We start from the raw sequence: 11291 nt of genomic DNA on the forward strand, positions 1-11291 counted from the left end.
CCTGGCCCTGGGCCAGCTGCTGATCGGCCCGGTCTCCGACGCCGTCGGGCGCCGCGCGCCGTTGCTGGCCGGCGTCGCCGTGCACATCCTGGCCTCGGTCCTCTGCGTCATCGCGCCCAACCTGGCGCTGCTCGGCACGCTGCGGGTCCTGCAGGGCCTGGGCGCCGCGGCGGCCGCGGTCGTCGCCATGGCGATCGTGCGTGACCTGTTCACCGGTCTCGCCGCCGCCAAGCTGCTCTCCCGCCTGATGCTGGTCATGGGCGCCGCACCGATCCTGGCCCCGACCCTGGGCGGCATCACCCTGAACTGGACGTCCTGGCGAGGCGTCTTCGTGGTGCTGGCCCTGTTCGGCATCGCGATGCTCACGGTGACCGCGCTGGCCCTGCCCGAGACGCTGCCCGCCGAGCGACGTCGCAACGGCGGCGTGGTGGGCACCCTGCGCGACTACGGCCGGCTCTTCGGCGACCGGGCCTACCTGGGGCTGATCCTGGTGGCCGGGCTCGCGATGGCGGCGCTGTTCGCGTACGTCTCCGGCTCCTCGTTCGTCTTCCAGGAGCAGTACGGCCTGAACGAGCAGGAGTTCGGCTACGTCTTCGGCGCGGGCGCGGTCGGCCTGATCACCGCCACCCAGCTCAACGTCCGGCTGCTGCGCCGCTGGACCCCGTCGCAGATCCTGATCAGCTCCCTGGCCGGCGGCGCGCTCGCCGGCCTGGTCCTGCTGCTCTTCGCGGCCACCGGCTTCGGCGGCCTGCCGGGCGTGCTGGTCCCGCTGTGGCTGGTCCTGGCCGCAGCCGGCCTGGCCCTGCCGAACGCCCCGGCGCTGGCCCTGTCCCGCCACGGCGAGGCCGCGGGCACGGCGGCGGCCCTGCTCGGCGCGGTCCAGTTCGGCGTGGGCGCCCTGGCTGCCCCGCTGGTCGGGGTCCTGGGCACCGGCGCGGTCGGCATGGCCCTGGTGATCGCCGGCGGCATGCTCGCCGCGAACGTAGTGCTGCTGCTGGTGGTCCGCCCCTGGCAGCTCCCGGTCGAGGACGCGAACCCGGCGCTCGCCACCGCCCACTGACCGTCCCACCACCGAGCTCGACGACGGGAGCCATCGGAGCAGCACAGCTCCGATGGCTCCCGTGTCGCTGGACCCGCACGGGTCACTCACCGGTGATGTCTCGCATCTGCCCACGTGCGGCCCAACAGGGTCGGTGCGCTGGACGGCCGGGCTCCCCACAGCCCGAGGCTGACGTCGGTCCGGGGCGCTGGGCCCCGATCGATCCGCACCGTGAAGAAGGGGCCGTCGGCGGAAGCCGGGCTGCCCAGCATCGTCATGCCGGGCGGTCCGGACACCGCCGCGACAGTGGCGTCCGCCCGCTCACGAACTGTCGCCGTGGCGTCGCCCAGACAAACGATCAACGTAGGTGACCTCCCCATCGGTAGCCGAACGACAGGAGCCATCGGAGCAGCACGCTCCGATGGCTCCGTGCTCGCGGACGATCAGCCGAAGTCGGTGCCCCAGGCGCTCTCGCCACCGGGCTCGATGGCATAGGTCTCGGCGACCCGGCGGTCGAAAACGGCAACGAGATTGCTGGGCCGATACTCGACCGCGCCGTCCTCGGTCTCGCCGAGCGCGACCGTCAGGCTGGGCCCGGCGTCGGTTTCGAGCCGGACCGACCACAGCAGCTTGCTGCCGTCCTCCGCCTCAGCCGTGGCTGTGCCCACACCCGTGACGGTCGCGCCGATCAGCCCGCGCCAGGGCCGGCCATCGGAAACGTCGGCCATCCGGTTCACCCGGGCCGCCGGGCTGGCGGCGGGATCACCGACAGCACTGAGGTATTCGTAGTAGCCGTCGATCCGCCAGGCCAGCGCGAGCTCCCCCGCCGTGGTCGAGACCACGACGCCGTGATCGACGTCCACGACCCCGGCGAGTTCGTCGCCGGACAGTTCCTCGTCGGCGTCCTCGGCCGACCAGAGCCGGATCCGCTCGACGCGGCCGCCGACCAGGCTCCGCAGAGCCTGCGCCGAAAGCCCTCTGACCTCTCCGTCGCGGGTCATAGGAACATCCCGAAATACTCCACTCGGCCGGAACTGCTGAACACGACTCCGATGAATCGTTCCTGAACCGCACCATTGTCGTCGACGAAAGACATGATCTTGTTGCTGATGACCCGGGTGCCACCGAAATTGGTCTTCGAGGTGATCGGCTGGAAGTCCGAGTGCGGATCGGTCAGGATGTCGTCCAGCAGATTCTGCCCGACCGAGTTGTGCTCCTTGCCGGGAACCTTCGGCACCTCACCGCGGTCGCTGTGCTTCTGGTAGGCGCGGCCGGCCGAGGTCTTGCCGCCCTTCTCCTTGGTCTGCCCGGACTTCGACATGGCGTCCAGGTCCGGCTTGCCACCGCCCTTGCCGGCACCACCGCTACCGCCGCCGCCGTTGCCGCCGCCACCGTTACCGCCGCCGCCCTTGCCGCCGCCACCGCCGGGGCCGCCACCGTTGCCACCGCCACCGTCGGCTTTCGCCGGTGACGTGTCCTTGGCGCCGGACGGTGCGTCCTTGGGCTTGGCGGGCGGGTCAGGCTTCGGCGGAGTCGCGGCCTTCGGTGCCGCCGGCGGGACCACGTTGTCCGCGGCCTTGGCCGCGTCGGTGGCGTTGTCCGCCGTCTTGGCCGTGTCGACAGCCGCATCGACCGCGTCGATCGCCTCGTCGGCGTACTTCGCGCCCTTGGCCGCCGAGGCGCCGTATCCGGCGATCGGGATGGCCGAGGCGAAGGACAGCGCCGAGTCCACGTAGTTGCCCTCGGCCGCGTACCAGACGCCGTTGACCAGGTCGGCGGCCTCGCCGAAGGCCGGCACCAGCCCGATCACGTCCAGGGCGAGGTGGCCGGTGTTGCTCCAGCCCCACCACATGCCGGACGGGTCCGGGAAGGCGAACGGGTTGTTGCGGCCGTAGGCGTAGGCGTTCAGCTGCTGCGGATCGCTGAAGTCGATCACCGGGTCGACCGACAGGAAGCGGCCGGTCGCCGGGTCGTACTCGCGGGCTCCGAGGTGGATCAGCCCGGTCAGCGCGTCGTTGGTCCCGCCGACGAAGCCCCGCTCTCCCGGCCAGGTCCCGGTGCTGCCGCGGACACCGCCGAACGGCAGCGTACGGCGCTGGACCACCTTCGAGTCCGCGGCATTGATCGACAGTTCGGCGGTGCCGTTCTGGCCACCGGCCAGCCAGGTCACCGCGGCCTTGGTGCGTACGGCCACGGCCATGCCGGCGTAGCTGTAGTAGCGGGTCGCCGTCACCTTCTGGGTCTTCACGTCGGCCGTCGACGTGTCGAGCTTCAGCTCCATGCCCCCGAGGTACAGCGTCACCGCCTTGCCGGCGATGTCCCGGCGGATCAGGCGGTTGCCGTTGGCGTCGTAGACGAACGACGCGACCACCACCCCCGCCTTGAGGACCTCGGACACCCGGCCCTCGGCGTCCCAGCGGTACACCTCACCCGGCTTGCCGGCGAGGTTGCGCTCGACGGTGTTGCCGTTGGCGTCGTACTTGTAGGTGTCGGCCGTGGCCACCGCCTTGCCCGCGGTCGTGCTGGTCACGTCCGTGCGGTCGACCGCGTGGGCCGGCTGGGCCCCCTTGCCGTACGGCTTGAAGACCTTCTTGACGTCCGTGCCCGTGGCGACCGTCCGGTGGGTGACCTCCTCGGTCCGGTTGCCGGCCACGTCGTACTTGAAGCTCTGCCAGTACGGGGCCGCACCGCCGAGCACCGACTCGACTGGCGTCGCCGCGCACGCGGTGGTCGCCTGGGCCCACGCCTCGGTGAGGCGGCGCAGGTAGTCGTACTGGAAGCACTGGACGTCGGCCTTGGTGCCGGTCTGGCTCGGCTGGTCCGCGATGCTGGTGATGTTGCCGGCCGCGTCGTAGGCGTACGTCGCGTTGGTGTCGGTGCCGGTCACCGCCTCGCGGTCCACCCGGGAGTTCTGCAGGCGGCGGGTGCCTTCCTCGTACGCCTGGGTCAGCCACGTGTACTTGCTGGCCGTGCTGGTGCCCAGGGTGTACTGCAGCGCCTCGCCGAAGTCCGAGTACGTGGTGTCCCGCACGTAACCCGAGGTGCCGGTGAGGAAGGTCGGCATGCCACGCGCGTTGTAGCCGTAGCGCAGTGTCTCGGCGGTCAGGTCACCGGCCGCCGGGCTGGTGATCGTCTCCGGGCTGCCGTCGATGTTGTAGGTGGCCTTGGCCGTGTAGGTGCCGGCCAGGTTGTTCTCCGACCCCGGGATGGTGACCGAGGTGTTCTTCGGCCGGCCCGCCACGTCGTACTCGGCGATCGTCGAGGTGTAGGCGTTGGTCCCGACGTAGCGGGTGGCCGTCGCCGCCCGGCCCTTGCCGAGGATCGCCGTGTCGTAGGTCCAGGCGGCCAGCTTGGTCCGGGTCGTGGCCGGCGCCGCCGGCACCTCCTCCAGCAGTTCGGGCCGGCCGAGCTTGTCGTACTTGTAGGCCAGCGTGCGCTTGCGGGCATCGGTCGTCGACTCGACCTGGTCCAGCTTGTTGTACTTGATGGTGCTCGAGCCGGCGTCCGGATCGGTGGAGCTGGTCTGGCGGCCGAGCAGGTCGTAGCCGTACTTCCACAGGTTTCCGGCGGCGTCCTCGATCTCCTCGAGCCGGTCCGCCTTGTCGTAGCGGTAACTGGTGGTGTCCGCCGGGCCTTCGGCCTTGGCGCCGCGGTACTCCACCAGGCGGGTGGTGAGGCCCTGGGCGTTCGTGTACGACGTCGTGGGCGTCTGGCCCTTCGGCGGCGTCACGTCCGTGTGATCACCGTGGTACGACGTCGAGGTACGCCACTTCTCCGTCTGGCCGACCTTGAAGATCTCCTCCTTGGCCCGGCCGGCCGCGTCGTAGACGGTCTGGGTCAGCGGCAGCTTGCCCTCGGCGGAGGAGGTGTCGGCCAGCGTCGTGCCGGCCGCCTCCTTGTTGTAGAACGGGCCCGCCTGCTCGACGGTCAGGCCGCGCGAGTCGTACTGGGTGTCGGTGATGATCCGGCCGACGTTGGGCGACGGCTCCTGGTTCTGGCGCGGCCGCAGCATCCCGTCGTACAGCGCGTACGAGGTCCGGACGCCGCCGTTGGGGGTCAGCGTCTTCGTCGTGACGGAGACCGGCTTGTCGGTCTGGATCGAGTAGACGTACTCGATGTCGGGCACGTCGTCCTCGACCGACCGGCCCGCCAGCCACACCTTGACCAGCCGGCCCAGGGCGTCGTAGCGCAGCGCGGTCCGCTGGTCGTTGGCGTCCTCGGTCTGGGTCACCAGCCCGAACGCCGGGTCGACGGTCGAGGTGGTGTCCTGGCCCAGCGGGTTGATCACCGACATGCCGGTGACCGGTCCGCCCTCGGCCGGGACGTACCTGGTCTCGGTCTGGTTGTTCCCGGCGTCGTACGAGTACCGCAGGCGGCCGTACTTGTCGTAACCGGACCGGGCCACGGTCAGATAGTTCGGCTTGCCGTCGGTGTACGACTCGGCCTGCTCGGTCCGCGTGACGTCACCGTTGGCCGGGGTCTCGTCGAAGTCCTTGCCGTTGTACGACGTCCGCACGTCGGAGACCGCGTCGGCCGGCAGGCTCGGGGTGGCGTCGCAGCCCACCGAGACCGTACGGACCCGGCTGACCAGCGTCAGCAGCCGCTTGTCGACGTTGCGGTTGTACCAGTTCTCGGTGCAGGACTCGTCCCCGCTGACGTCGAGGTCGCCCCGGTCGTCGGAGGACCGGAGCATGCCGTAGCCGTCGTACTCGTGCTCGACCGACGTACGCCGGACCTTGCCGCCGTCCAGCGCGGTGCGGCTGGTGGCCCTCTTGATGGCCAGCAGCCGGGCGTCGTCGGCGCCCTCGCTCGCGGTCGGCTCCGACAGCCAGGGCGTGTTGACCAGTCCGGAGATCTCCGCACCGGACTCACCGTTGAACGTCCGCTGCTCCAGCAGGAAGCCCTGGTAGCGGTCGTGGTCGGTGACCTCCGTACCGTCGCTGGCAGTGACCGTCTCCTCCTTGCGGCCGCCGTCCTCGCCCTTGCGGTCGCCGTCCATGCCGCGCAGGAAGGTCGCCTCCGTGCGCAGCCGGTCGGCGGTGCCCGTACCGCCCACGATCGTGCGCACCGTCCGGTAGCCGCGGAACTGGCCCCAGGTCTTCTTGTCGGCCTTGGTGATCTCGCTGTCGTCGTAGTGCCAGGCGGCCCCGCCGAGGTACTGGTAGCTCGTCACCTTGGCGACGCTGTTCGCGGTGCGGCCGTTCTCGACGATCGACTCCACCACGTACTTGTGGAACCAGTCGGTGTCCTCGCCGATCTGCCCCTCGGTCGACCAGTACGACGGGTAGCACCGCCGGGTGTTGGTCTCCGGGGTCGGCAGGTCCTTCCAGGTGCACTCGGGTTTGGCGTAGTTGACCGAGATGAGGCCGCCGGACTCGGACTGGATGCCGGTGATCCGGAACTTCTTGAACGCCAGCCGGTCGTCGCCGTCCCGGTCGACCCGGTTGTCCAGCGGGGTCTTGGTGAACGTCGTCTTCGGCAGCGTGATGTCGGCCCCGGAGGCCTTGCCGGTGTGGGTGATCGAGTCCAGCCACAGCGAGGCGGTCGAGGCGTCGGCCGGGTCCGGGTACGACTGCGCGAGCTCCCAGGTGTCGACGTCGCGGTAGTCGCCGCCGCCGAGGACCTGGGTGGTGACCGACTTCAGCCGCTTGCGGGTGAAGAACGTCGGCGACCACTGCTCCTCGCAGCTCTCGTCATCCGTGCAGATCTGGTCGAACGGCACGTCCGGCCAGCGGGTGGCGGTGCCCTCCTTCAGGTCCCCCGGCTCGCAGTCGGCGTCGTCGCCCTTGCACCGCTCGGCCACCGAGAACTGCACGCGCGCCGGGGCCTTCGTCTCCCGCTCGTCGCCGTAGCGCTCGCCGTACTCGATGCGCTTGAGGTAGCCGCCGCGGTCGTACTGCACGGACTTGTCGTCACGGTTCGCGCCGTAGCGGTTCGTCTCGGTGTTCCAGTAGTAGGTCATCGTGTTGCCGTGCGCGTCGACGACGTAGTCGAGGTTCCAGCGCCAGGTCTGCAGGCAGCGCGAGTCGGCGAACTTGTCGTCGTGGCACGGCTCGCCGGCGTCGTCGCCGTAGACCGGGACCTGCCAGGCCGATTCGGTGCTCTCGGTGTCGTCGGCGGTCCGCTTGCCCTTGCCGAAGTAGTACCGGGTGCCGTCGGTGGTGGTGACGACCCAGTACTGCTTGTCGTGCCCGTCGTGGAAGCCGCCGGTCTCCCGGGTGATCTTCGTGCCGTCGTCCGACTTGAGCCGCCACTCGTCGGCGGACTTCTTCACCAGTTCGCCGTTGCGGCCGGCGAACGACATGGTGGCGTTGTCCGAGTGCCAGCAGAGGTCGTACTTCTCCTCGCCGCGCTCGTCGTGACCGTCGTCGGTGCAGGAGCGGTACGAGCGTTCGATGAAGCCGACCGCGAGGTCGAAGCCCTCACCCACCACGGACGGCTGGTTGTTGGTCGAGCCGACCCGGCCGTCCACGCTCGCCGAGGAGTAGCCGAAGCTCAGCTGCGGTGACGGGCCGGCCAGCGCCGGCGGCACCCGCAGCGGGTACTGCCAGGAGAAGCCGCCGGTGTTGCCGCTGTTCTGCCAGCTGCCCGAGGGGGCCAGCGAGGTGGCCGCGTAACTGCCGGTGCCGCCGCTGGCGCCACTCGAGACGGCGAGCAGGCCGACTCCGGCCGCCGCCGCGGAGGCCGAGGCGACCCGGGACCTGGTGCCGCCGGTTGCCACCGGGGGCGCCGGGACATCGGCGACGACGCGTTCGTTCTCCCGGTCGTTGTGGGTGTCCAGTGGTGTCCTGGTGCGGCACTGCGGCTGGTCCGGGGTGGTGAGCGCGCAGGCGGGCACGCTGGCCAGGCGCAGGCGGCTCGCCCAGTCCCCGCCGTAGGCCCGCGCGAAAGCGGAGTAGTCGAGGCCGAGGTTCACCTCGCCCTTCGCGGCCTTGCCGTCCGAGCGGGACACCGACAGCAGCAGGCCGTCGATCCCGGCGCGGTCGGCGGCCGCCCGGTCCAGCACTTCCACGCGTACGGCGCTGGGCGCCGGAGTGGTGGTCTTGTCCGGAGCCTCCACGGTCACCGGCAGGCCGCCGGGCGTGGCAGTGCCCTGGTCGGCCGCGGCCGGCACGGCCACCGTGGCCGCGGCGGGCGTGGGCCAGGCCACCCGCGCCGGGGAGTTGTCCTCGCCGACGGCGAGCGGCGGCTGCATGCCCTCCTCGCCGACGTCGATCGAGACGGACTGCTGCGTCTTGGGACGGCGGGCCTCCCGGGCCGCCTCGTCGACAACGTCGTCAGCCCGGGCCGGTACCGCCGCGAAGGTCGTGAGCAGCAGTCCCGCCAGGCCGGCAGCCAGTGAGGCGCGGCGCATGGATGTTTCCTTCCGGAGAGTCGGCACGGCGGATCAGGCCGCCGGGGGGCGGCTGGCGAACCAGAGCCCGTCGATGTCGGCGGGGTCGAGGACGCCGGCGAAGACCCGGACGTCGTCGATGTCACCGGCGAACAGGTCGGCCCACTTGTCGTTCGCGCGGGCCCGGCCCAGTTGCAGGCTGCCGGTGGCGTCCCAGATCGTGCCGGTGTACTTGACGGCGCCCTGCTCCCGGCCGTCGACGAAGATCCGCAGCATGTTGTCGGCCGGGTCGAAGACCCCGGTCAGGTAGGTCCACTTGTCCAGCTCCGGGGCCTCGATCGTCCCGGCCGTCACCTGCACCAGGTCGCTCGCGGCCGGGTTGGCCTTGTCGGACTTGTGCCGCCCGAAGACCCAGCGCTTCGTGCCGGCCGAGTAGCCCAGCGCGAAACCGTTGCCGTACGTGCCGGCCTGGCTGACCACCGTGCCGTTGTGCGCGAAGCTCGACGGCTTCACCCAGGCGGCCACGGTCACCCCCTGACGGGTGTCCACGACCGCCGCGGTGGACGCGGAGTCGGCCGTACCGTCGAAACGCAGTGCCTTGTCGCTCGCGCCGAGCTGACCGGAGGCCCACTCCGCACCGGAGACGGTCAGCGAGTGGCCCTTCCCGGAGCCGTCGGCCGCCGTCGTACCGGTCCCCTCGTCAAGCAGCCACACGCCGGCGGCACAGGTGTCCGCCGCCGGGTCGTCGCAGGCCCGCGTCGGGCGGAAGACGTACCGCAGCTGCGGGCTGGAGTTGCCGGCCCGGTCGAAGCTCTGCACGTAGAGCACGTTGGGGCCGAAGCTGGTCGGGGTGATCGGCGGCGAGACGCCCGGGCCACCCAGGGCGGAGTTGTTGACCGTGTTGGTCGGCACGTCGGTGGTCAGCGACCACTTGTAGTAGTCGACGTCGTTGCCGTAGGCCGGGTCCTGCACCGCACCGGAGCTGAAGGTGAACACCCCGCTCTGGCCGACCGGCTTGCCGCGCCCCTCGCTCGGGAAGTCGTCCGAGGTCACCACCGGCGCGACCGCCGGCTCCTCCAGGTCGATCGACAGCTCGCACCAGTCCGACCAGGCGATGGCGTCGTCGAGGCCGTCGTTGCTCAGGGCGTGCCACTTGTACGAGTGCCCGTGCACGAGCTTGCCCGCGGGAACCGGCGCGATGAAGGAGCCCTGCTGCTTCTGCGGATCGACCGTGGCCTTGTGGGCCGTCTTGCCGGTGGCGACGTCCAGCACCTCGAAGGTGACCTTGAGGTTCTGGCTGGTCTCGTCGTCGACCGCGGTCACCTGCAGGTCGGGAGTGGCGTCGCGGACGAACGGGCGTGCGGCGCCGGTGACGCAACCGGTCGTGGGGCTGGTGGTCTTCTCGCCGTACGGCTTGCCGGGCCGGGTGTTGAACGTGACCGACAGGGCGGCGGTGTCACCCTCGAACCGCTTCCAGCTGTTGCCGTCGCTCTCGTCCTTGGCGTTCAGCGAGAAGGCGATCGGGGACCCGGCCTTGAGCTTCGCCTTCACCGTGGAGGTGAGGTTCTCGTTGGTCTCTTCCTTGTTGTCGGCGAACTCGACCGGCGACGGCGGGGCATCGGGATCGCAGGACTTGCCGCGGCCGTAGGCCACCTTGCGGTCGACCATCAGGTCACCGTCGGCCGGCTTGTTGTTCCAGTTGGTGCCCGAGTCGACTTTGCCGGCGTCGACGAGGTTGAGGTTGACCCAGCTCGCCGTGCAGGAGAAGGACCACGTCTCGACCGCGGTGAACTTCACCTTGCTGACGACCCGGTCCGCCCAGTCGGCCTTGACCGGCATGAACTTGAAGTACATCCGGTTGGTGTACGCGCTGCTGCTGCACACGTAACCGCCCCAGTTCGAGCAGCGGCCGACACCCTCGTCGTCCTTGAACTTGTAGTACTCCGTGCCGGGGTGCGCGCTGCTGACGTACATCCAGTCGGTGCGCTTGACGCCCTGGTCAGGATCGATGTAGACGGGATAGACGGTCTTCGGGTCGGCCAGCAGGGCGGCGTCCGGCACCAGGGTCAGGGTCTCCCCGGCGACGCCCAGGTCGACGTCCGCCACCCGGTCGCCGGCGCTGGGGGCGACCGACTCGTCAGCGGGAACCGGGGCGTCCGCCGGCCCGGCCGGGACGTCGGCAGCCGTCGTGCGGGCCATGGCCGCCGGTGCCGCACCGGTCACGGTGGCGGCCGAGTCCCACATCACCGGCTGGTCGCCCTCGAAGACCACGGATCCGTCGGCATCCACCATGGACAGACCGCCGGATCCGGTCTCGCGCATCGTCAGGCCGTCGCCCTCGACCGGCAGGCTCAGCCGGGCCAGCGCCGAGTCGGCCGCGGCCTCGGCCGACTTGACGACCATGACGTACGAGTAACCGGTGCCCGACGCGCTCACCTTGACGTCGACACCCGGCAGAGCCTCCACATAGGTGGCCGTGTCACCGGAGAGCTCCGGGGCCGGCAGCTTGCCCGGCCAGCCGATGGCCACCGCCTTGTCGTCGTCCGCCAGCCGGATCAGCTGCTGCTCGGTGCCACCACCGGAGAACGTCAGGTCCACGGCGGCCGCCCGGGGACCGACCGAGCCGTCGGCCCGGCGTACCAGGGTGGTGTCGATCGCCGACCAGGACCCGTCCGCCTGCCGGGCCCGCTGCGGTCCCGCGGTGATCTCCGCTGTGAAGGTGCCGTCCGGGTTGGCGAAGAGCATCTCGTCCTCGGCCCGCCGCTCGACCACCTCGACGGGCCGGCCGGTGTCGCGGGCCTGACGGGTCGCGACGTCCTCGGGCGACGGCCCGGCGTCGGCGGGTGACTCGGCCCGGACCGGCGGTGCGGCAGCGACCGGCTCGGCTTGCCACGCGATGGTGAGCCCGGCGGTGAGGGG

At 70.8% G+C, this 11291-nt stretch carries 4 protein-coding genes; 1 reads left to right on the top strand and 3 read right to left on the bottom strand.

Annotated features, from left to right (window positions below; genetic code table 11):
• Positions 1 to 1060: Bcr/CflA family efflux MFS transporter (locus AB0C29_RS16240; RefSeq protein ID WP_360820875.1), on the top strand; the 1060-nt coding region annotated here is incomplete at its 5' end.
• A 422-nt stretch (positions 1061 to 1482) separates the two neighbouring features.
• On the opposite strand, the gene AB0C29_RS16245 is transcribed toward AB0C29_RS16240, so the two are convergent.
• The 3 genes from AB0C29_RS16245 to AB0C29_RS16255 all read right to left on the bottom strand — a co-directional run.
• Entirely contained in the window at positions 1483 to 2040 is a 558-nt protein-coding gene (locus tag AB0C29_RS16245) for a hypothetical protein (protein WP_360820877.1), read from the bottom strand.
• Positions 2037 to 8393 carry an RHS repeat-associated core domain-containing protein gene (locus AB0C29_RS16250; protein WP_360820879.1) on the bottom strand — a complete coding sequence of 2119 codons (6357 nt, stop codon included), beginning with the start codon at positions 8391 to 8393 and terminating at the stop codon, positions 2037 to 2039. The genes AB0C29_RS16245 and AB0C29_RS16250 overlap by 4 nt, the downstream gene beginning before the upstream one ends.
• Before the next feature lie 33 nt (positions 8394 to 8426).
• The coding region (locus tag AB0C29_RS16255; protein WP_360820881.1) for a LamG domain-containing protein at positions 8427 to 11291 on the bottom strand (2865 nt) is incomplete at its 5' end.

This window comes from Actinoplanes sp. NPDC048791, assembly GCF_040650095.1.
Lineage (GTDB): Bacteria > Actinomycetota > Actinomycetes > Mycobacteriales > Micromonosporaceae > Actinoplanes.

What these genes read in the sequence shown, in the direction of transcription:
- AB0C29_RS16250 (WP_360820879.1), bottom strand. Translation starts at nt 8,393, where the DNA reads ATGCGCCGCGCCTCACTGGCTGCCGGCCTGGCGGGACTGCTGCTCACG.
- AB0C29_RS16245 (WP_360820877.1), bottom strand. Translation starts at nt 2,040, where the DNA reads ATGACCCGCGACGGAGAGGTCAGAGGGCTTTCGGCGCAGGCTCTGCGG.